General features: G+C 63.0%; 21 protein-coding genes. 6 read left to right on the top strand and 15 right to left on the bottom strand.

What is annotated here, in order from left to right; translation table 11 throughout:
• Positions 1–3: 3 nt before the first annotated feature.
• The 3 genes from ACLD02_RS10135 to ACLD02_RS10125 are packed head-to-tail and all read right to left on the bottom strand — an operon-like array spanning position 4 to position 2,859.
• A complete protein-coding gene (locus ACLD02_RS10135; RefSeq protein WP_410298614.1) occupies positions 4–945 on the bottom strand; it encodes a rhodanese-related sulfurtransferase in 942 nt (313 codons plus the stop codon).
• Positions 942–1,274 carry a BolA family protein gene (locus ACLD02_RS10130; protein WP_203101345.1) on the bottom strand — a complete coding sequence of 111 codons (333 nt, stop codon included), beginning with the start codon at positions 1,272–1,274 and terminating at the stop codon, positions 942–944. Before ACLD02_RS10130 ends, ACLD02_RS10135 begins: the two co-directional genes overlap by 4 nt.
• A 46-nt stretch (positions 1,275–1,320) precedes the next feature.
• A complete protein-coding gene (locus ACLD02_RS10125) occupies positions 1,321–2,859 on the bottom strand; it encodes a carboxylesterase/lipase family protein (protein ID WP_410298613.1) in 1,539 nt (512 codons plus the stop codon).
• Between the two features lie 128 nt (positions 2,860–2,987).
• On the opposite strand from ACLD02_RS10125, the gene ACLD02_RS10120 reads away from it, so the two are divergent.
• Together ACLD02_RS10120 and ACLD02_RS10115 are read left to right on the top strand one after the other, a co-directional pair.
• Entirely contained in the window at positions 2,988–3,311 is a 324-nt protein-coding gene (locus tag ACLD02_RS10120) for a poly(hydroxyalkanoate) granule-associated protein (protein ID WP_410298612.1), read from the top strand.
• Between the two features lie 127 nt (positions 3,312–3,438).
• A complete protein-coding gene (locus ACLD02_RS10115; RefSeq protein ID WP_410298611.1) occupies positions 3,439–4,476 on the top strand; it encodes an AraC family transcriptional regulator in 1,038 nt (345 codons plus the stop codon).
• Here the strand turns inward: ACLD02_RS10115 and ACLD02_RS10110 are convergent.
• The 4 genes from ACLD02_RS10110 to ACLD02_RS10095 all read right to left on the bottom strand — a co-directional run bounded on the left by ACLD02_RS10110 (position 4,436) and on the right by ACLD02_RS10095 (position 7,666).
• A complete protein-coding gene (locus ACLD02_RS10110) occupies positions 4,436–5,548 on the bottom strand; it encodes an NAD(P)/FAD-dependent oxidoreductase (RefSeq protein WP_410298610.1) in 1,113 nt (370 codons plus the stop codon). The two genes, ACLD02_RS10115 and ACLD02_RS10110, sit on opposite strands and share 41 nt — an antisense overlap.
• A 333-nt stretch (positions 5,549–5,881) precedes the next feature.
• A complete protein-coding gene (locus ACLD02_RS10105) occupies positions 5,882–6,637 on the bottom strand; it encodes a hypothetical protein (RefSeq protein WP_410298609.1) in 756 nt (251 codons plus the stop codon).
• Between the two features lie 83 nt (positions 6,638–6,720).
• On the bottom strand, positions 6,721–6,903 hold the full coding sequence (locus ACLD02_RS10100; RefSeq protein WP_203101339.1) for a hypothetical protein: 183 nt from the start codon (positions 6,901–6,903) through the stop codon (positions 6,721–6,723).
• Between the two features lie 400 nt (positions 6,904–7,303).
• Entirely contained in the window at positions 7,304–7,666 is a 363-nt protein-coding gene (locus ACLD02_RS10095; RefSeq protein ID WP_410298608.1) for a hypothetical protein, read from the bottom strand.
• 633 nt (positions 7,667–8,299) lie between these two features.
• On the opposite strand from ACLD02_RS10095, the gene ACLD02_RS10090 reads away from it, so the two are divergent.
• Positions 8,300–9,280 carry a malate dehydrogenase gene (locus ACLD02_RS10090; protein WP_203101337.1) on the top strand — a complete coding sequence of 327 codons (981 nt, stop codon included), beginning with the start codon at positions 8,300–8,302 and terminating at the stop codon, positions 9,278–9,280.
• Positions 9,281–9,363: 83 nt separating this feature from the next.
• Here the strand turns inward: ACLD02_RS10090 and ACLD02_RS10085 are convergent, their stop codons facing one another.
• From ACLD02_RS10085 to ACLD02_RS10050, 8 genes are all read right to left on the bottom strand, one after another.
• Positions 9,364–9,930 (bottom strand): DUF805 domain-containing protein, encoded by a 567-nt coding sequence (locus ACLD02_RS10085; protein ID WP_410298607.1) that lies wholly within the window; start codon positions 9,928–9,930, stop codon positions 9,364–9,366.
• Positions 9,931–9,973: 43 nt separating this feature from the next.
• Positions 9,974–10,351: a CBS domain-containing protein gene (locus ACLD02_RS10080; RefSeq protein WP_203101333.1), complete on the bottom strand. Its 378-nt coding sequence runs from the start codon at positions 10,349–10,351 to the stop codon at positions 9,974–9,976.
• Between the two features lie 68 nt (positions 10,352–10,419).
• Positions 10,420–12,510: a glucans biosynthesis glucosyltransferase MdoH gene (mdoH, locus tag ACLD02_RS10075; RefSeq protein WP_410298606.1), complete on the bottom strand. Its 2,091-nt coding sequence runs from the start codon at positions 12,508–12,510 to the stop codon at positions 10,420–10,422.
• A gap of 8 nt (positions 12,511–12,518) precedes the next feature.
• Entirely contained in the window at positions 12,519–12,788 is a 270-nt protein-coding gene (locus tag ACLD02_RS10070; RefSeq protein WP_203101329.1) for a hypothetical protein, read from the bottom strand.
• Entirely contained in the window at positions 12,788–14,329 is a 1,542-nt protein-coding gene (locus tag ACLD02_RS10065) for a glucan biosynthesis protein (protein ID WP_410298605.1), read from the bottom strand. Before ACLD02_RS10065 ends, ACLD02_RS10070 begins: the two co-directional genes overlap by 1 nt.
• A gap of 135 nt (positions 14,330–14,464) precedes the next feature.
• Positions 14,465–14,947, bottom strand: coding sequence for a ribonuclease E activity regulator RraA (gene rraA / locus ACLD02_RS10060; protein WP_203101327.1), 483 nt, complete (start codon positions 14,945–14,947; stop codon positions 14,465–14,467).
• Between the two features lie 45 nt (positions 14,948–14,992).
• Positions 14,993–15,688 carry an NAD(P)H-binding protein gene (locus ACLD02_RS10055; protein ID WP_410298604.1) on the bottom strand — a complete coding sequence of 232 codons (696 nt, stop codon included), beginning with the start codon at positions 15,686–15,688 and terminating at the stop codon, positions 14,993–14,995.
• Positions 15,689–15,703: 15 nt separating this feature from the next.
• Positions 15,704–17,923 (bottom strand): response regulator, encoded by a 2,220-nt coding sequence (locus ACLD02_RS10050; RefSeq protein ID WP_410298603.1) that lies wholly within the window; start codon positions 17,921–17,923, stop codon positions 15,704–15,706.
• Positions 17,924–18,248: 325 nt separating this feature from the next.
• Between ACLD02_RS10050 and ACLD02_RS10045 the strand changes: the two genes are divergently transcribed.
• The 3 genes from ACLD02_RS10045 (at position 18,249) to ACLD02_RS10035 (ending at position 21,489) form a co-directional block, all read left to right on the top strand.
• Positions 18,249–18,644 (top strand): MerR family transcriptional regulator, encoded by a 396-nt coding sequence (locus ACLD02_RS10045; RefSeq protein WP_203101318.1) that lies wholly within the window; start codon positions 18,249–18,251, stop codon positions 18,642–18,644.
• Positions 18,637–19,800: an isovaleryl-CoA dehydrogenase gene (locus ACLD02_RS10040; RefSeq protein ID WP_410298602.1), complete on the top strand. Its 1,164-nt coding sequence runs from the start codon at positions 18,637–18,639 to the stop codon at positions 19,798–19,800. The genes ACLD02_RS10045 and ACLD02_RS10040 overlap by 8 nt, the downstream gene beginning before the upstream one ends.
• A 78-nt stretch (positions 19,801–19,878) precedes the next feature.
• A complete protein-coding gene (locus ACLD02_RS10035) occupies positions 19,879–21,489 on the top strand; it encodes a carboxyl transferase domain-containing protein (protein ID WP_410298601.1) in 1,611 nt (536 codons plus the stop codon).
• Positions 21,490–21,606: the final 117 nt, after the last annotated feature.

Genomic DNA, 21,606 nt, shown 5'->3' with positions numbered 1-21,606 from the left:
GGATCAAGACTCCTCGGAGGGTTCGCGGGGGTCGTGGCCCAGGTGCGCCTCACCGCGCCGCCGGGCCAACTCGATTTGTTTCTGACGTTCGGCGAAGCGCGCTTTCTGCTCCGCCGTGGATTCGTGGTAGCAGTGCGGGCAGGACACGCCCTGCTGGAATTGCGGCGACGCCTTGTCGGCTTCGGAGATCGGCCGCCGACAGGCGTGACACTGATCGTAGCCGCCCGGCTCCAGGTGGTGGTTCACGGTCACCCGCTCGTCGAACACGAAGCACTCGCCACGCCACAGGGAACGCTCCTCGGGCATGGTTTCCAGGTACTTCAGGATGCCGCCCTTGAGGTGGTAGACCTCCTCGAACCCCTGCTCCTTGAGGTAGGCGGTGGACTTTTCACAACGAATGCCGCCGGTGCAGAACATGGCCACCTTCTTGTGGCGGGCCGGGTCCAGGTTGTCGCGCACATAGTCGGGGAAGTCCCGGAATGCCTTGGTATGGGGATTCACCGCGCCCTCGAAGGTGCCCACCTCGTACTCATAGTCGTTGCGGGTATCGATCACCAGGGTCTCCGGGTCGGCGATCACCCGGTTCCACTCCTCCGCTTCCAGATAAGTGCCCCGGCTGCGGTTGGGGTCCAGATCCTCCACGCCCATGGTGACGATTTCCTTCTTCAGCTTGACCTTGGTGCGCAGGAAGGGATGCTCGTCGCTGAAGGACTCCTTGTACTCCAGCTCTTCCAGGCGCGGGTCGGCGCGCAGCCAGCCCAACACCGCGTCGATATCGGCGCGGCGCCCGGAGATGGTGCCGTTGATGCCCTCCCGGGCCAGCAGCAGCGTGCCCTTGACGTCTCGCTCAAGCATCAGCGCCAGCAGCGGCTCGCGCAGGTTCTCGTGGTCGTCCAGCCGGGTGAAGCGGTACAGCGCCGCCACCACGATATCGCCGGCGCTCATCGGCCGAACTCCGGATCATGCTGGCTGCCGCCCCGGCAGTCCGGGGAATCGGCCACGTCACCGCCCTGGGCACGCCATTCCTCCGGCGTGAACAGATGCAGTGCCAGGGCATGCACCGGGCCGTTCAACTCCTCGCCGAGCAGGCCGTACACCGCCTGATGACGACGTACCGGCATCTGCCCCTGGAATGTTCCGGAAACCACCACCAGCTTGAAATGGGTTTCCGAATCCGGCGGCACGTTATGCTTGTGACTCTCGTTCTCGATGCGCAAATAATCGACGGGCAAGGCGTCGCGCACCTTGCGTTCAATGGCCTGGGCCACGGTCATGGAAGAACTCCTGATCAACGAGGGCTATATTCTACGCTTTATAACGCTATTGTGCAGTCCCGGGGCGCGGACGCGGAATGATGTCCGCCCACAGGGCTTCGTCGTCGGCCTGAAACAGCGGCGCCGTGGCGTCGCCGGGGCCGTATTGAACCACCCGGCGCCCTTCACCCCAGGCCGGGCCGGAGGGCGCCTCGCCCCGGGCGAAGGCTCCCCAGTCAGCGCGTACCCGCTCGGACAGCGCCCGGGCCTCGTCGGTGCCACCGGTGAAGAACTGCCCGGGCACGGTGTCGGTCACGCCGAACACGAAGGGCACGTCCACCACGTGGCAGGCCCCCATGGGCACGCCGAACTGCTGGCTGGGCCAGGTGAACTGATAGCCATAAGTGTCCGGCCGGTGGGCGGCCTGGGCATCCAGCAGACGCAGGGTGGGCATACGGAACAGCCGGTCGGTTTCCATGGCGGAGAACCAGTCCATGTTGCTGCGGGCCGGGTCCGGAGTGACGGCGCGGCGGTAATGGGCCAGCACCCGCTCGCCATTACCCGGCAGCGCGCGCTCGAAACGGCGCAGGATCTCCTCGTCGTCGTAACCGCGCAGCTCCTCCACCGTGGGGAAGCCGGCCAGCGGGCCCGCGTACTGGAAAAAGTGGTATTCGTCCCGGCACACCCCGGCCATCAGTGCGATATCGGCGGCTTCACCGGCGGCGATGGCGTCCACCGGCAGGCGCGGTAGCAGGTCGCCGTCCACCATGGGCATGAAGTTCATGGCGAACTGCGGCGTGGTGTCGCGCTGACCGCGCCGCACCAGGGTACGCAGGGCCTGATTCTGAGCCTTGATCCAGGCCTTGGCATCGGCGGCGCGCAGCTTGTCGGCGGCGTCACCGTCACCGGGCAGCGCCCCCACGAAGGCGCGGGTTACCTTCGCCGCCTCCTCGGGATCAAGAGCGAAATCGGCGGCGCCGGACTGCACGATGGCGGCCTGGAATAAAGGCCGCGCCCGGGGCGTGGCCATCAGGGTGGCGACGCTGAAACCGCCAGCGGATTCACCGAAGATGGTCACCCGATCCGGGCGGCCACCGAACGCTTCGATGTGGCGGTTGACCCATTCCAGGGCCGCCACCTGATCGCGCAGCCCCAGGTTGGTGTCCGCTTCCAGCTCCGGCGCCACGGCGCTGAAATCCGCGAAACCGTGGGCACCCAGCCGGTAGGCGGCGTTCACCACGATGACCCGCTGGCTGGCCGCCAGAGCGGCACCGTTATAAAGAATCTGGGAAGCGGAACCGGCCACGTAACCGCCGCCGTGATACCAGAGCATCACCGGGAAAGGCCCCTCCCCCTCCGGTACCCAGATATTCAGGTACAGGCAATCCTCGCCGGAGTCCTCCACGCCCATCATCGGGTTGCGCACCTGCAAGGATGGCAGCGGGTAACGGTCGGCGCGCGCCACGGCATCGCTGTCCGGAAGCCGGCGCGGCGCCTTGAAGCGGGCCTCGCCCAGCGGCGGTTGCGCGAACGGCACGCCACGGAATTCCTGAACACCGTCGCCGGCCACTGCCTGATAGGCCCCCTGGGGCAATACGACTTGCATGATGCGCGTTCTCCCTGGTCCCGGTGGGCCGGGACAGCTTGTTTAATTGTTGGACAATATCCAGCGATGGGCACCAGCCCCTGGTTACCATTCCGTCATTCTTACCATTGGAAAAGGAGGCCCTCTCCATGAATGACAGCACGTCCACCAACGACACGGTCACCGAGCTCAACGCCACGGCGGACAAGCTTACCAAAGCCGCGCGCGGCGCGTTCACCCGAATCACCGAAACCGGCCAGGACTGGTTCCAGGAACTGGTGAAAGCCGGTGAGTCACTGCGTCAGCGCAACACCAAAAAAACCGGCACCGCCAAAGGCACCGACAACGACTGGCGGGTACGGCTGGCCCACGGCCTGGGTTTGCCCACCCGGGAAGAGATGGAGAGCCTGGACAAAAAGCTCAACCGCATCAGCCGCAAGGTGAACAAACTGGCCCGCGAGCAGAAGGCCTGATCGCGGCCCACGCCGTCACCGGTCGGGCCAGGAACGCCCGGCCGGTGGTTTTCGTCATTGACTTGATCCACCCGCCTGACGTTCCCTGAAACTCCCCGCTGCGCCGATACCGATAACAAGAACGCCTATGTCCAACGTCGCCTCCGCCCGCTTCAGCTCCCTGACCGTGGCTTCGTTCTGGATCGAGTACCTGCTCGATGCCGCGCTGCACGCCGGTGTCGACCTCAGTGAGGCACTGGTCCGCCTGGGCGTCACCGAGGAGGACCTGGAATCCCCCGCCGCCCGCATTCCCCTGAGCGTGGAAAACCGGCTGCTTGAACACGCCGTCAGCCGCAGCGGCGACCCGCTGTTCGGCCTGCACATGGGCGAAGGCATCCGCCCGCGCTTCATGGGCGAACTGGGCTACGCCAGCATGTCCAGCGCCACCCTGCGCGACGCCATCGAACTGATGATTCCGTTCACCCGGGTCACCTCGGAATTCGCTGAACTGCGCTTCGAATGGCGGAGCCGGAACCTGTGGCTGATCTGGGAAACCCCGTTCGAGGATCTGCCCACCAGCGCGCACCGGGTGGACGCTTTCTTCACCGGGGCGGTGGTGTTCGGGCGCTGGATTCTGGGCGCCGAACGCGATCCTCTGGCTCTGCACCTGCGTCACGACGCGCCCGCGGACGATAGCGAATACCGGCGCGTGTTCCACTGCCCGGTGCATTTCCAGCAACCGCTGAACGCCCTGGTACTGGACGAGGCGGTGCTTGATCTGCCGCTGCGCGACGCCGACCCGGAGGTGCACCGCCTGGCCCGTTCCCGGGTACAACGCGCCGTGACCCGGCACCGGGCCCGGGACAACCTGCTTGAACAGGTGCGCCTGGAAATCCAGCACCGGCTGGTGGAGGGTGTGCCGCAACTGGAACCGATCGCCGAACGTCTGGGCGTGAAGCCCTGGACCCTGCGTCGGCGGCTGCGCGCCGAGCATACCGATTTTTCCACCCTGCTGGAGGACGAACGGCGCCGCCTGGCCTGCGACTGGCTGCTGCACAGCGACCGCTCGGTGAACCAGATCGCCCTGGATCTGGGCTATTCGGAACAAAGCGCCTTCAACCGCGCCTTCAAACGCTGGTTTGGCCTCACGCCCCTGGGCTACCGCGAAGACGGCGGCGCCCCCTGAGGCTGCGCCAGGCCCGCTTGGTGCCCCCCAGGGTCAGCCCGGCGGCGTAGCCGGCCAGCAGGGTCGGCGCCAGCCAGCGGCTCAGGGCGGCATAACCGAACGCCGGCACGCCATAAAAAATACGCGTGACGCGCTCCACCTGGCGCAGCTCCTCGCCCCAGTCCGCCATGAGCAGCGGGTAATCCCCCGGTCGACCAGCCAGCAGGGCCCCGGCGGCAAGTTGACCGGTGACCAGGGCGCCGTAGATGCCCTCCCCCAACAACGGCTCGGTACTGCCCGCCGCATCGCCGACGAACAGCACCCGACCACACCGGGGTGAACGCCGCGCCAGCCAGGTCCCCAATGGATACCCGGCCACCTCCTCCAACGCGCCGCTGCCCAACGCCCGGCGGGCGTAATCGGCCAGATGATCGCGGCCCAGCCGCGCCCGATCCCGGCGCCACACGTACAAGCCCACGTTGATGTGATCGCCCTTGGGAAACAGCCAGCCATAGCCGCCCGGCACCTCCTGAAAATCCAGGGTCATGGGGGGATAATGACGGGCCTTCGCCCGGGGCAGGTGCCCTTCCAGCGCCATGGCCGGCGATGCCGCCGGCTGGCCTTGCAACAAACGACGCACCGGGCTGTGGGCGCCGTCCGCGGCGACCAGCCAGGTAGCCCGCAACAGCTCCCCCTCGCTAGTGGTCAGGGTGACGCCGGCGGCACCCTGACGCACCGCGCGCACCCCGGCGACGGCGCGCCACTCGGCGCCCCGCGCCAGCGCCCGCTCGCGGCACAGAGCGTCCAGCTCCCGCCGGTGGGTCATCACACAAAACGGAACCGCCGCGCCCGCCAACACCCGCGGCCCACCAGCCCGGCTCATGGCCACCCGATCAACCCGCTCGCGGATCACCGCGTCCACCGGAAAGCGATAGCGCCGCAAGGCCTTGATGGTAAGGCCGCCGGCACAGGGCTTGGGCCGCTCCGGACCACCGTGCAGCAACAACACCCGGGCGCCACCGGCGGCCAGATCCCAGGCCGCCGCGCACCCCGCCTGGCCGGCCCCCGCCACGATCACGTCCCAGTGCACCATGGTCTCTCCTCTCATCCATGCAGCGGCTCGAGACTGAGTCCCCGCGGATTCTCGGGCCATCACTGGCTTGGAATATCCGCCGTGGAAATATACGAGCCATGTAATTCATAGACACCCCTTCAATATACTCGGGAGTCATGAACAGAGAAATTCAGCGGCGATTGCAGAAAAAGTTCAGAAGCGGTTCATGGAGGCAGAAGACCAATGGAAAACTTCATGGATTTAATCCACGACACGCCTTTCTGGGGTGAGGTGTACGGGATGCGCGATCCAAGCCACAAGCTCGACCTGAGGCCAGAAAAAGTGAAACGATGTCCATGAATCACACATCCATCATTCCTTGAATGAGTGCAAAAAATTAACGAGATCACTATGCATATTGCTGAATTCATGCATTAATGGTTTATTAAATCTAACCTGTGCATGCAGAAAATCATCAAAAACCAATATGTAACTGCAATGCCCTACCTTTCTGTTATCGATCCCATAGCTTTCATCAGATGAGCATCGCACCGTGACGAGCCCCCCGTCAGGTTTAATCAAATCAGGGTATTTCCCTATATAAATCCATAGAGGCTTCTTATCACTCTGATAAGCATAACCAAGAAAACCAGGATAACGCTTATCCACCCCTCTCAGCTTATCCATATCAGCAGGAAGTACCGTACGTATATCCTTTGTGCCCCTCTTTATAAAAAACAGAATTCTCAATCGACCGTCCGGATTTTCCTTGATAAATTCATAACGCTCTTCCATTTTATCATAATGAGGCCATGCGACATTTGTCGCCGCGAAGAGCCTTGGCTCTGGAAGTCTATAACTCCTAGCATAACCATACCTTCTATCGACTTTAAGAAAACCGTACTTATATCTCCACTTCTCCATGCTCCCAGAAGGAAATTCTTTTGTTGGTTTATAAAATTGAACAGTTGCTATTGGTGGCGGCACTTCTCTTGCATAGACGCTATCTTTATATAATTCCTCCCCAACAAGAAACAAAGCCCCCCCAAAAAACAGAAAGAAAAGAGCAAAAACTGGCCTTCCAACGATTTTCTTTATTAACTCTAAAAACATTTCCAGCCACCCCATTCAAGCGAGCGAGCAACAAGGCTTGACCCAAGTGACTGTCCGCCAATCAATAATCAATTGATAACTTTCGAGTTGCTCGCAGGTCAATGACTTAGCCATGACAACCACTCATTAACTTTACTCTCTCTTACGGAAAAGCCGTAAATAAGGCGAGATACTTTCCGCTGCACCTCTTTCCATTTCTCTAAAAATTGGCCTCCATGGTAAAGCACCGCCACATGAGCTTTTATTTTTGTAAACAGATCAAAATAATAAAAAACCATCATCTTTCCTCCTTGAAAGATTCCAAAAACTTGACAAGATCGCTGTGTTTTTTGCTGAACTCATACATTAAAGGCTTATTAAACCTGACTTGTGCACGAAGCAAATCGTCGTAAATAAACGAATAACTACACCAACCCTTTTTTGTATTTCCTATCCCAACAACATCATCGCCAGTGCATGAGATTATTACAGGTTCGCCGTTTGGCTTCATAAGTTCAGGATACCTACCAATATAAGTCCACCTTGGATATGCCCCGCTCCCTCGGGCATAGCCGTAGAAATCAGGGTAACGTTGATCCACCCCACCTAGGACACTGATATCATGACTGATTTGGGTATGAGCATTTCCTGTATCAGTTCTAACTTGAAAAATAATTCTCATTTCACTATAAGGATCATTTCTTATATTATTGAAATAGTTTTTTTATCATAAAATTCCCGCCATGAAGCCCCCATGACAACCATCAAACTGGTCTCTTCAGATGCAGCTATTAACCTAGATCTTGCATTTCTGGTATCAAAAGAGAAAAATCCATTTTTGTAGGACCATCTCTCAACACTGCCGTTCGGAAAATCTTTCGTCGGCTCAGCATACTCGACCGTCGCCAGCTTCGGACCAGGCTCAAATCCATCATGGATGATATCCTTGTATATGCCCTCCGCCACAAGAAATAAAACTGCTAAAGCAAAAAATATAAGAAAAATCCACAACGGTTTTCGCGCCACGCGCCCAACTAACTTCGTGTTGTTCTTGGAAAAACTCATATCCCCCACCATACAAGCTGTAAACTCGAGAGGTAGACGCCCAATATCAACGCCCCGGAAAATATTACCTAAAAACCCCCAATTCGGCTTGGTCAGCGGACTCTTGCCGGGTCACGGTCGGGCAATATCGCAAGCCCGCGCATTTGCGGCCCAGTTGATTCGGATTACTCGTAAGATGATGTAAAAGGCAATAACGGACCGGCGTGAAATAGCTTCTATTTTCGGCAAAAACCTCTGCCCTCCCCTGATCCCCGGCGGGCGCACAACCAATCAAAGACATCCTTTAGCCAGCCTATAATAATTATGGCTTAGCATTATTAGAGGTGGATCACAGAAGCGAAATGCAACCTTTTCGGGCAGGAGCCCGCTATGAAACAAAGCAGTCCGCTGATTTTTTGGAGACGACGGACTATGCGGGCAGCGCCTGGCAGGCGGCGGGCCCGCCACGCACAAGACGGAGGTTAGGGGGAGATCAGGGAACAGGTCAGCGCGGCAAGTATGAATGAGCTCGCGGTTCCTCTATAATACGCGCCGTCCCGGGCCCGCTGGCCCGTGCCGGGTTTCGCCATTGCTCGAAGGCTCCCCAACTTTCAGTCACTTACGTCCTCCCGAATTCTGGTTAGGAGATTGTTCATGAAAGCACCTGTACGCGTTGCTGTCACCGGCGCCGCTGGTCAAATCAGCTACTCCCTGCTGTTCCGGATCGCCTCCGGCGACATGCTCGGCAAGGACCAGCCGGTCATCCTGCAGCTGCTCGAAATCACCCCTGCCCTGGAAGCGCTGAAAGGCGTCGCCATGGAACTGGAAGATTGCGCCTTCCCGCTGGTTGCCGGCATCGTGCAGACCGACGACGCCAAGGTGGCCTTCAAGGATGCCGATTACGCGTTGCTGGTCGGCGCCCGTCCGCGTGGTCCGGGCATGGAGCGCAAGGACCTTCTGGAAGCCAACGCGGCGATCTTCTCCGCTCAGGGCCAGGCCATCAACGAGGTGGCCAGCCGTGGTATCAAGGTTCTGGTGGTCGGCAACCCGGCCAACACCAACGCCCTGATCGCCCAGCGCAACGCGCCGGACATCGATCCGCGCCAGTTCACCGCCATGACCCGTCTCGACCATAACCGCGCCATGGCGCAGCTGGGTGAGAAGCTGGGCAAGACCGTGAACGACATCAAGAAGATGACCATCTGGGGTAACCACTCCTCCACCCAGTACCCGGATCTGCACCACTGCGAAGTGGATGGCAAGAACGCCGCCGAGCAAGTGGACCGGAAGTGGTACGCGGAAGAGTACATCCCCACCGTGCAACAGCGCGGCGCGGCCATCATCAAGGCCCGTGGTGCTTCCTCCGCCGCCTCCGCCGCGAACGCCGCCGTCGACCACATGCGCTCCTGGGCGCTGGGCACCGACGAGGGCGACTGGGTGTCCATGGGCATCTACAGCGACGGTTCCTACGGCATTCAGGAAGGTCTGATCTACTCCTTCCCGTGTGTGTGCAAGAACGGCGACTGGGAAATCGTTCAGGGCCTGGAGGTCAACGACTTCTCCCGCGAGCGCATGACCGCCACCGAGACCGAGCTGGCCGAGGAACGCGACGCGGTGAAACACCTGCTGCCGTAACCTCGCCCGCCGTCTCCTGGCGGCGATCGGCGCATGAAAAAGGCTCCCCTCGGGGAGCCTTTTTTGGTTCGATGCTCAGATGCTCAGTAGCCGTCCATCTGGTACATGCCCGGGCTGTTCATGCCCTGGCTCATCGAGCCGATCATGGCGCCCATGCCCACGAAGCCGCCCACGAAAAGAACCAGTAGCACCACCAGGGCGGCGATCACGCCGTTCCCATTGGGCGCCGGTTTCGGGCCGTATTTGTTGGCCACCTTGGAGCCGGGCACGAACAGCAGCATGATGGCGATCACGAAGTTGGCGATGGGCACGAACATCAGCAGAATCATCCAGCCGCTCATGTTCATGTCGTTAAGCCGGCGAATACCGTAAATGATGCTCATCACCATGGTGAAAATACTCACCGGCGCCATCACCAGCAGCATCAGGATAATAAAGATGCCACTGGGGCCACTGCCCGGTGAGGCGCTGCCGAAACCCACCCCCATGACCAGCCCCATGGCGAGGTAGGTGATCATGGTGAGCGCCATCACGTAAACGAAATAACGCGCCCGACCGAGACGGCCGGAGGTCTGGAACAACCTGGGCTGATAGGTTTCCTCGGAGCCGGCCCCCAGGCTGGCTTCCGGCGCTTGGTAAGGTTGATTCATCGGGTGATCCCCTGTTTGGTCGTTAAACATCGTGCCACCACCATCACGGTGACGTTGTCCTCGCCGGCGTCACCTGGCGCAGCACATCCCCGCGGCTTAGCAGTCCCACCAGCCGCGGCCCCTGGACCACCGGCAAGGTTCGCCGGTGATAACGCAAGAACAGTTCCGCCGCCTCCTGCACGGTGGCCGCCACCGGCACGCCATGCACTTCGCGGCTCATATAATCCACTACCCGCCCGCTGCCGGTGCCGTGGTAATCAGCGTCCAGGGCGGCCTTGAGCGCGTCCGCTTCGGAAAACATACCGATCAGCTCTCCGCGCTCATCCACTACCGGCGCGCCGGAAAGATTGCGCGTCAGCAGGGCCCGGGCGGCATCGCTTACCGTCGAGGAAGGAGACAGTGTGAAGGGGTCCGGTTTCATGCAATCCCTGACCGGATTGGCTCTCAACATGGCTTCGTCCCTTGAAGCGTCAAAGAAGGGACAGAAGCCTACCCATAATCGCGGCTTTTCACCACCCCGACCCGCACGCCCCAGTAACTGTCCCGGGGCGCGGTCCAGGCGGCCTGATGAAGACGCGCCAGCGCGTCGGCGTCCCGGGCCAGGGCATTGAGCTGACGGCGGTTGAGGCCGTCCGGGCCCTCCTTCATGCAGCGCTCCAGCCACTGCCGCCAGGCCTCGGCATCCACCGGGCGCCGGCGCCGGGCCAGCGCCCGGTGCACCCGGTTGAGGACCGGGTCCAGCACCGCCGCCTCGAAGGCGGTGAGGCGCACCGGGTTGAGCGGTCGCGGCGCGGCGATGGTATCCACCTGGGGGGAAAGCCGCTGTTCTTCCGGGGTGAGCAGCAGACGCCGGCGGCGCAGGCGTTCACCGATCGCCACCCGGCTGAGCAGTACCGAGGTGGGCGCGGCCAGAATCAGCGGCAGCGCCACCGGCAGGGACCAGAAGAAGAACATCGGGTCCAGCCGCAAAGCCAGGCCCGACCAGCCGATCGCCAGCAGGGTGCCCGGCGCCTGGCTGAGAAACGCCTGTCGCCAGCCGGTCTCATCGGTGCGGTTCTGGCCACCCCAGTGCAGGCGCACGTTGAACAGGGCTTCCAGCACGTAACGGCTGTGGGCAAGCATGCGAATCGGCGCCAGCAACATGGACACCAGCAATTCCAGGCATACCGACAGGAACAACCGCCAGGCGCCGCCGTGCTGGCGCCGCCGACCGGTGAGCAGCACATCCAGCACCGCCAGGAACTTGGGCACGAACAACAGAAACAGGGTGCTCAGCACCAATCCCACGGCCCAGTGCGGGTGCCACTCCGGCCACACCGGGAACATGCTGCCGCGCTGGTCGGGGAAGTAATCGATGGGCCACAACGTCAGCCGGGTGGCCTCGATGCTGGTCAGAATCAGAAAGACCAGCCAGATCGGCGACGACAGATAGGACAGAATGCCATTGAGGAACGCCATGCGATGGGCGAAACGCAGCCTGGGGGCGAAGAAGAACAACCAGGCGTGCTGCAGGTTGCCCTTGGCCCAACGCCGGTCGCGGGTCAGTTCGTCCACCAGGGTGGGCGGTGATTCCTCGTAGCTTTCGTCCAGCTCCGGCTCCATCCATACCTCATAGCCGGCCCGGCCCATGTAGGCGGCTTCCACGAAGTCGTGGCTCATGATCGGGCCATTGAACAGGCCGAACCCGCTGAGCCGGCGCAGACCGCAGTGACGCATGAACAGATCGGTGCGGATGATCGCGTTGTGGCCCCAGTAGGCGGCCTCGCCAAGTTGAATGCCGGCCAGACCGGCGGTGAACAAGGGACCGTACACCCGGTTGGCGAACTGCTGGAAGCGGGCGAAGGCGGAATGGGCGTTGATCAGCGACGGGCTGGTTTGCAGGATACCCACGCGCGGGGCCAGCTCCATGTGCCGCACCATGCGCGTAAGCGTATTGCCGCCCATCACGCTGTCCGCGTCGAGCACCACCATGTAGACGTAGTCCCGCCCCCAGCGGCGCAGAAAATCCGCCACGTTGCCACTTTTGAAGTTCAGATTGACCGGCCGGTGGCGGTAGAACAGCCGGCCATGCAGATCCTGTTCCTCGCACAGCCGATACCAGGCGCTGCGTTCGGCAAGCCACTGCTCGGCGTCACGACTGTCGGAGAGAATGTAGAAATCGAAGTGGTCCAGCTCGCCGGTGGCGCGCAGGTCCTCGATGGTGGCGCGCAAACCGGCCAGGGTGCGGTCCACCGGCTCGTTGTACACCGGCATCACTACCGCGGTGCGCGCCAGAGGCGTGGCCGCCAGGGTGGCGGCGTCATGGTGGCGTACCAGGGAATAGGGGTCGCCGCCGCGCCGCCGCAGCCAGAACCCCAGCAAGGCGGTCCAGAAACCCACCGAGATCCAGGCGAACAACACCGCGAACAGGAACAGGATGCCCTTTTCCAGCAGGTTGCCACCGTGATAGGGCAGCACCGACTGCATGCCGTACAGGCCACCCACGGTCTGTGCCAGCACCAGCAGTATCAGTATTGCGCGGCGGGTGGCCGCCACCGCCTTCCAGCGCGGCACGGTGGGTGCTTCGGGGTTCGCGTTCATGGCCAGGCTCATCGCCCCACGCCGTAACCGCCCACGCCATAGCCGATGGCACCACGGTGAATCGGCGGCGTGCCCAGCGGCTCCGGCGGCTCGGGCACCGCGAAACGCTCCGGCAGCGCCGACATCACCCGCTCCACCAGGCCATCCTCGCCCTGCTCCAGCATTTCGTCCACCAATCGCAGGGCGCGTCGGGTCAGCGCCGGGTCGGCATCCAGGCCGGCCAGACGCAGGTAGGCCAGCGCCCGGCCCAGGGCATCCTCGATCAGATTATCGCTCATCAGGATTCCGCTCCCAGAATGTCATTGTTGGCGGGAATCTCGTAGGACCAGGTTTCGCTTACCGCTTCATCACCGTTCTTGAGGAAGGCACGCAGGGCCAGTGGCCGTTCCGGCGCTGGCTTGGCCAGGATCGAGATACGCCAGCGATTCACCGGTGACAGGTACTCCACGAAGTGCTCGATCACCTCGCCGTTGCCCTCGGCGGTCACCGCGCTGGTCACCGGGGCGTCACCGGACAGATCGCCGAGCGGCCCACCGGCGAAATCCACCACCACCCGGTAGGCGCCTTCCACGTTACCGCCGCCGGCGCGGTTGCCGTCGCCGACGAAGGTCTTCACGGCGCTGGCCCGCTGGCTGCCGCTGATCGACGGATCACCGAACTTGAGGCGGTAGTCGTAGGCCAGGGCCTGGCCCTTGCGGGCCGGTTCGGACGGGGTCCAGAAGGCGACGATGTTGTCGTTGTTTTCGTTGCTGGACGGCAACTGCACCAGGGACATGCGCCCCTTGCCCCATTCTCCCTTGGGAGCCACCCAGGCGCTTGGTCGCTGGTGATAATGGGCGGCGAAATCCTGGAAATCATCGAAACGGGTCTGGCGCTGCATGAGCCCGAAACCACCGGTTTTCTCGGCGCTGAAGTAATCGATCTTCAGATTCTTGGGGTTGAGCAGTGGCCGCCACAGCCATTCGCCGCTGCCGCCGTCGTGCATCAGAAGGCCGTCGGAATCGTGTACCCGGGGGCGCCACTCGCCCACTGGCCGGGCGGTGTTGCCACCGTAAAAGAACATGGAGGTGAGCGGCGCGATGCCCAGTTTCTCGATGTCCTCGCGCAGGAACAGCCGGGACTTCACGTCCATGATCGCGGCGTCATCGACACGCACGTCGAACTGGTAGGCACCGGTGAGGGCGCGGCCGTCCAGCAGGGCGTAGAAGGTCATGGTGTCGGCCTTGGCGGTCGGCCGCACCAGCCAGAATTCGGTGAACGAGGGAAACTGCTCACCGGATGGCAAGCCGGTGTTCACGGCGATGCCCCGGGCGGACAGCCCGAAGTGGCCGTCCTTGCCGACGGCGCGGAAATAACTGGCGCCGGCGAACACCAGGAAAGGATCGCGGCTGTTCTCGCCGTGCAACGGATAGGTAAGCTGAAAGCCCGCGTAGCCAAGGTCCGCCGGCACTCGCCGTGCCAGTTCCTCGCTGGTGTAGTTGAAATCGGTTTTGTCGTAGGGCACGTCGTGCACGCCCTCCGCGTCCACCTGGTGGAGCTTGACGGCGTGCTTGAAATACAGCCCCGGCGAGACCAGTCGCACCTGAAAACGCGAGCCGCTTTCATGCCACAGGGTGCGCTCCGGCTTGAAGCGGATGCCCTGGTATTGCTCGTGGTTGAGTTCCTGCAGGAAGGATGGAATCGGCGTCGGCGCCCGGTAGGGCTCCCCGGCTTGCTCCCTGGCGCGGTCGATGACGTCCTGGAAACCAAAGCCCTGGGCCGCCAACGGCCAGCAGACCAGCACCATGACCAGCACCGGCCAGCAACGAAAACGCTCCATGTACTACCACCCCTTCAACGGAACAACGCAAGAATCGACGAAGATGTTGCGCTACATCCTATACGGCGGACCACCGACTGGCTCGCGTCGGCACGGAACGAACTATAAATTTTCGCAAAACGTGGGTGGTGCCGCTCAAAGCAGCGAACGGGGCGCCACGATCACGCCATTGTTGTCGGCGTAGACGTATTCGCCGGGGCGGAAGCTGACCCCGCCGAAGGTAACATCGATATTAAGCTGGCCCTCGTCGCGGCGCACCGATTTGATCGGCACGCAACCCAGGGTCATGACGCCAATGTCCAGCTTGGCCAGTTCATCCACGTCCCGACAGGCACCGTTGATGATCACCCCTTCCCAGCCGTTCTTGACCGCGTTTTCGGCGATCATGTCGCCGATCAGTGCGTTGCGCAGGCTGCCGCCGCCGTCCACCACCAGCACCTTGCCCTTGCCGTCGGTGCCCAGATGCTCCTTGACCCGGGAATTGTCCTCGAAGCATTTCACGGTGACGATCTCACCGCCAAAGGCACTCCGCCCGCCGTAGCTGAACCAGTTCAGGCCGGTGACCACGGATACGATGTCGGCGTTGTCGTCGCACAGATCACAGGTGACGAAAGTCATTGTCTCTCCATTGTTTGCATTGTCCGGGGGTGAACTCCTTCGCGCTCAGGAGGCCGAGCGCAAACATTTGTCGCGGAACTTGCCGGCGTAGACGATGAAATCCCGGAACCGCACCCGGTAGGTGCCGGTGTCCGGGCCCATCAACGCCATGCCGATCAGCGCCTCGGCGACCCTTTCGCCGCTCACCGGCAGCCAGTGGGCGTCGGTCCAGCGGGTGATCGGGTCGATGATCTTGGAAAAACGAATGCCGAACGCCTCCACCGGGCGCGGCACTTCCCGCTCACCGAGTAGCAGCGACGGCTGGAACAGGGCCAGCAACGGTAGTTTGAGGTCCTTGAGCTCGCGCTCCAGTTGTCCCTTGGTACGCGCGTAGAAGAATGGCGAGTGGGCGTTGGCGTTGACCGCCGACACCAGCAGGAAGCGCTGCACGCCGGCGTCCCGGGCCAGCCGGCCGACGGTGATCACCAGCTCCAGATCCACGCGCCGGAAAGCATCCTTGGAACCGGCCTGCTTGAGCGTGGTACCGATGGCGCAGAACACGTCGTCCACGGCGAAGAAGTCCGCCTGCGCTTCGATGTCCGTCGGGTCGATGACCCTTTCCACCAGTTTGGGGTGCTCGACCCCGGTGGCGCGCCGGGTGAGTACCCGGATTTCGTCATACTCGTCGCAATCCAGCAGCAGTCGCAGGCAGTGTCCGCCCACCAATCCAGTGGCGCCCAGCAGCAAGGCCCTTCGGCTCATGGCGTCATCCTCTTGTTATTCGCTGTCCTGTTCCCCTCCGGCGTCGTCCTCGTCCTTCGAAAGCCAACGCCGCAGAACGGTTTCCAGTTCCTGAAGATGCACGGGTTTGGCGAGAAAGTCATCCATGCCGGCGGCCAGGCAACGCGCCTGCACCCCTTCGGCGGTATTGGCGGTGATGGCGATCACCGGCGTGCGCGGGCTTTCCTCGGCCTGCTCCCGCTCGCGCAATACCCGGGTGGCTTCGAAGCCGTCCAGGTCCGGCATCATGCAGTCCATCAGGATCAGATCGAAGGTCTCCTGCTCCAGCAGCGCGAGAGCGGTTTCCGCGTTATTAACGGTCTTCACCTGGTAACCGAGCTTGCCCAACATGCCCCGGGTAACCAGTTGGTTAACCTCGTTGTCCTCCACCAGCAGCAGGCGGAACAGCTTGCGACGCTGCCGCTCCTCCGGGGTCTCCGTGGGCAGATCCTGTACCGGCGCCGGACGGCGGATGCCGAGCACCCGGCCCAGGGCGATGCGCAGCCCGGAGCGATGCACCGGCCGCACCAGGGTCACCAGGCCATGCTTGTCCACCAGACGCTGGATGGTCGGCTGGCCACGCTCCTCGATGGTGCACATCAGCATCAGCTTCACCGGTCGCAAGCTGGGGTCTTCCAGCACGTTGCGGCACAGGTTCAGCGCCAGCTCACGGCGGTCATGGGTATCCACCAGCAACAGGTCGAACTCCGCCTGCTCACGGTGACCGGCGCGCAGCGCCTGCAAGGCATGATCGTAATCCCGCGCCCCCTGGCACTGGCTGCCCAGTGCCTCGAACTCTTCCTGCAGGGCGGCCAGGGAGCCGCCGCCGGCGCCCACCACCAGCCCCTGAACCTGGGTCATGGCGGCGGCCAGTTTGGTGGATTCGCTCATGTCCGCCTGCATGCCCAGCCGCACCGTGAACCAGAAGGTGGAGCCCTCCCCTTCCACGCTTTCGGCGCCAATATGGCCGCCCATGGCCTCGATCAGCCCCTTGCACACCAGCAGGCCGAAGCCCGCGTGACGAACCGCGAAGGCGTCCTGGGCGCCATCCAGGAACTGGTCCTCGAACAGGTGCTTGAGGGTGTCGGTGTCCATGCCGGCCCCCTGGTCACTGACCCGCACCCGCAACACGCCATCGTTTTCCCCCTCGGCGGTGAAATCCACGTCCACCCGGATTTCGCCCCGTTCGCTGAATTTCACCGCGTTGCTGAGCAGGTTGGTGAGCACCTGCATGAGCCGGTCGCGGTCGCCACGTACCCGCTTGGGCAACAAGCGATCCACCACGGCGGCCAGCTCCAGGCCCTTGCTCTGAGCCATCGGCCCGAACGCCTCGAGAATCTGTTCCAGCGCCAAACGCAGATCAAAGTAATCCGGGCTCAGGGTGATGCGGCCGGTGAGAATGCGTGAATAATCCAGCACGTCGTCGATCAGGGTGATCATCAGCTTGCCGCTCTGCCCGGCCACCTGCAGGTATTCCTGCTGTTCATCATCCAGGCGGGTGTCTTCCAGTAGCGACATCATGCCCATCACCGAATTCATCGGCGTGCGCAGTTCATGGGCCAGCCGGTACACCAGGCTGAGCTGGATGTCGGTGCTGGCCGGCAGCTCCCGGCGCCGCTCCACGCCCCTACCACGGCGTTCCCGGGTCACGGCGTGCCAGAACAGCTCGTACTGGCCGCGATAAAGCCGGAACAGGTAGAAGGTATAGGCCGCCACCAGCATCGCCAGCAGCCACTCACGCAGGCCGCCACCCAACACCAGAGCGATGATCACCGGCAGGAACATCAGCACGATATAGACCTGCCGCACCCGCAGCCCCGCCATCCAGGAACTGCCCAGGGCGGTGGTCACGCCGACGTTGTAGAGAATCACCACGAAGAAATTGAAGCCGGTGCCCACGCGCCACACCAGCCAGGCCGGCAGCAGCCCCCACACCAGAGCGTGCAGAATCAGGCCGAGCGCGAACAGCCTCCGCCAGCGCGCCGGCCCGGCGCCATACAGGGCATCGAAGCGCGCCACCAGCCACAGGCGGAAAGCGGTCACCACCACCACCGCGCCACCGGCGATCAGCGCCTCCAGCTGGAACGCCTCGTAAACGCGGCCCCAGGCAATCACCAGCGCGTAAACCACAAGGGCCGCCAACACCCCCATCAGGGAATTCTTGGCGGCCCCGAAATCCACTCTTTTGAGGACCTTGCGATCTTTTCTGTAAATCACCGTCCCACACCCTCGGAACCAGCGGGCGCTAAAGGTAACACCCCCCAACCGCCCAGGCTACCGCATCGCGGCTGGCGACCGAGCCAGACCGACCGCCGTGCCACCCCCAATCGCGGCTAAAGCCGCTCCTACCCCCCAAGGGGAAGGTTACCCCGGGAGTGCCGTTGCGGGTGCCGGCGGGCCGGACCGTTGGAGGCAGGGATGCCGGAAACGAGCTACATGGACGTACTTGCCGCGTGTCCGGCCCGCCGGCACCCGCAACGGCACGGTCCCATCCATAACCGCCACTTTACGTTAACGTAAACTTCCCCTAATCTCCGACCCCATGGAAACTCAAAAGACCTACACCATCGGCGAGCTGGCCCGTGCCTTCGACGTCACCACGCGCACCATCCGCTTCTACGAGGATCAGGGCCTGCTGAGCCCGGAGCGTCGCGGCCAGACCCGAATCTATTCGACGGCGGACCGCACCACGCTGAAGCTGATCCTGCGCGGCAAGCGGCTGGGCTTCTCCCTGGCCGAATCCCGGGACCTGATTCGCATGTACCGGCCCACCGAGGACAACCGCGATCAGCTGATGGCCCTGATCGGCAAGATCAACGAAAAACGCGCCCAGCTCGAACAACAACTCACCGACATCCGGATCCTGCAAGGGGAACTGGAGGACGCCGAGGCCCGTGCCCGGCAAGCAATGGAAAACCTGGAGAACGATCATGTTTAACGGCGGCCTGGACTTTCAACTGGACGATACCCTGGAGGCCCTGCGCGACAGCGCCCGCGCCTTCGCCCGCAACGAAATCGCGCCCCTCGCCGAGCAGGTGGACCGGGACAACCAGTTCCCCAATGACCTGTGGAAAAAACTCGGCGACCTGGGCGTGCTCGGTATCACCGTGGGCGAGGAATACGGCGGCGCCGGCCTGGGCTACCTGGCCCACACCCTGGTAATGGAGGAAATCTCCCGGGCCTCCGCCTCCGTGGGGCTTTCCTACGGCGCCCATTCCAACCTGTGCGTGAATCAGATCTGGCTGAACGGCAACGACGCCCAGCGCGCCCGTTACCTGCCCGGCCTGGTCAGCGGCGAGCACATCGGCGCCCTGGCCATGAGCGAGCCCGGCGCCGGCTCCGACGTGGTGAGCATGCGCCTGCGCGCCGACAAGAAAGGCGACCGCTATGTGCTCAACGGCAACAAGATGTGGATCACCAACGGCCCGGACGCCCACACCTACGTGATCTACGCCAAGACCGACGCGGACGCCGGCCCACGCGGCATCACCGCTTTCCTGGTGGAACGGGATTTCCCCGGCTTCTCCCGGGCCCAGAAGCTGGACAAGCTGGGCATGCGCGGCTCCAACACCTGTGAGCTGGTGTTCGAGGACTGCGAGGTACCGGAGGAAAACGTGCTGGGCCGGGTCGGCGAAGGGGTCAAGGTGCTGATGAGCGGCCTGGACTATGAGCGCACCGTGCTCGCCGGCGGCTGCACCGGCATCATGCAGGCCTGTCTGGACGTGGTGCTGCCCTATGTGCACGAGCGCAAGCAGTTCGGCAAGGCCATCGGTGAGTTCCAGTTGATGCAGGGCAAGATCGCCGACATGTACGTGACCCTCAACGCCAGCCGCAGCTACCTCTACCAGGTGGCGCGCAACTGCGACACCGGCCGCACCACCCGCATGGACGCCGCCGGCGCCATCCTCTATTGCGCCGAGAACGCCACGCAAATGGCCCTGGACGCGATCCAGTGCCTGGGCGGTAACGGCTACATCAACGACTACCCCACCGGCCGCCTGCTGCGCGACGCCAAGCTTTATGAAATCGGCGCCGGGACCAGCGAAATCCGCCGTATGCTGATCGGTCGGGAGTTGTTCAATGAAACCCGCTAACACGCACCACGCTTCACGCTGGCACGCCGCCCGTAGCGAGGTGCGTGCCAGCGTGAAGCGTGTAAGCGAGGCGTAGCCATGCCAAAAATCATCAGCCAACTCAACAAAAGCACCCCGGAATACGCCGAGTACCGGGACCATAACCTGGCCCTGCGCGAGCAACTCCGGGAAAAACTGGACCGGGTCGCCGCCGGCGGTGGCGAAGCCGCCGAACGGCGCCTGCGCGAACGGGGCAAGCTGCCGGTCCGCGAGCGTATCCAGCACCTGCTGGACCCGGGCTCGCCGTTCCTGGAGCTGTCGGCGCTGGCCGCCGACGGCGTCTACCCCGGCGAGGACGTGCCCGCCGCCGGCTGCGTGGGCGGCATCGGCCGGGTGGCCGGCGTGGAATGCATGATCGTCGCCAACGACCCCACCGTGAAAGGCGGCAGCTACTATCCGCTCACGGTAAAGAAACACCTGCGCTGCCAGGCGGTGGCCGCGGAAAACAATCTGCCCTGTATCTACCTGGTGGATTCCGGCGGCGCCAACCTGCCCCGCCAGGATGAGGTATTCCCGGACCGGGAACACTTCGGTCGCATCTTCTTCAATATGGCCAACCTGTCCGCCCGGGGGATTCCCCAGATCAGCGTGGTGCTCGGCTCCTGCACCGCCGGCGGCGCCTACGTACCGGCCATGGCCGATGAGGTGATCATGGTGCGCGAGCATTCCACCGTGTTCCTGGCCGGCCCGCCGCTGGTCAAGGCGGCCACCGGCGAGGAGGTCACCGCCGAGGAACTGGGTGGCGCCGCGCTGCATGGGGAACAGTCCGGCGTGGCCGACCACCTGGCCGACGACGAGCCCCACGCCCTGGACCTGGCGCGCCGCTGCATCGACCGGCTCAACCGACGCAAGCCGGAGCTGCTCGACGTGCGCCCGGCCCGACCGCCGGCCTACGACGCCGACGAGCTGTACGGCCTGATTCCGCCCACCACCCGTTCGCCGATGCCGGCCCGGGAGCTGATCGCGCGCATCGTCGACGACTCCGACCTGGACGAGTTCAAGGCCAACTACGGCACCACGCTGGTCACCGGCTTCGCCCGCATCCACGGTTTCCCGGTGGGCATTCTGGCCAACGACGGCGTGCTCTATTCCGAATCGTCCCTCAAGGGCGCTCACTTCGTGGAGCTGTGCAACCAGCGCGGCATTCCGCTGCTGTTCCTGCAGAACATCACCGGCTTCATGGTGGGCAAGAAGTACGAGGCCGAGGGCATCGCCAAGCACGGCGCCAAACTGGTCAACGCGGTGGCCTGCGCCGCCGTGCCTAAATTCACGGTGATCACGGGCGGCAGCTTCGGCGCCGGCAACTACGGCATGTGCGGTCGCGCCTACGACCCGCGCTTCCTGTTCATGTGGCCCAACGCGCGCATCTCGGTGATGGGCGGCGAGCAGGCCGCCAGCGTGCTCACCCAGGTGAAGGCCGCCGCCCTGAAGAAGAAAGGCGAGCACTGGGACGAGGACGAGGCGCGCCGTTTCCAGGCGGACATGACCGAGCAATACGAAACCATGGCGCAACCGTGGTACGCCAGCGCGCGGCTGTGGGACGACGGCGTTATCGACCCGGCGGACACCCGCGACGTGCTTGGCCTGGCGATCTCCGCCAGCCTTAACGCCCCCATCGGCGAAACCCGCTACGGCATTTTCCGGATGTGAGTAACGCCAGACGCCAGACGCCAGACGCTTAAACCGAGCCTTGAAAGGATGACGTGTTCCCTGCCAGTTCAGAACAACCCGTCAGGAAACACGTCACACCTGGACGCCCAGGGTTAA

The organism is Alloalcanivorax sp. C16-2 (assembly GCF_046507615.1).
Classification (GTDB): Bacteria; Pseudomonadota; Gammaproteobacteria; order Pseudomonadales; family Alcanivoracaceae; genus Alloalcanivorax; species Alloalcanivorax marinus_A.
This window is presented reverse-complemented; position numbering and strand designations above follow the sequence as displayed.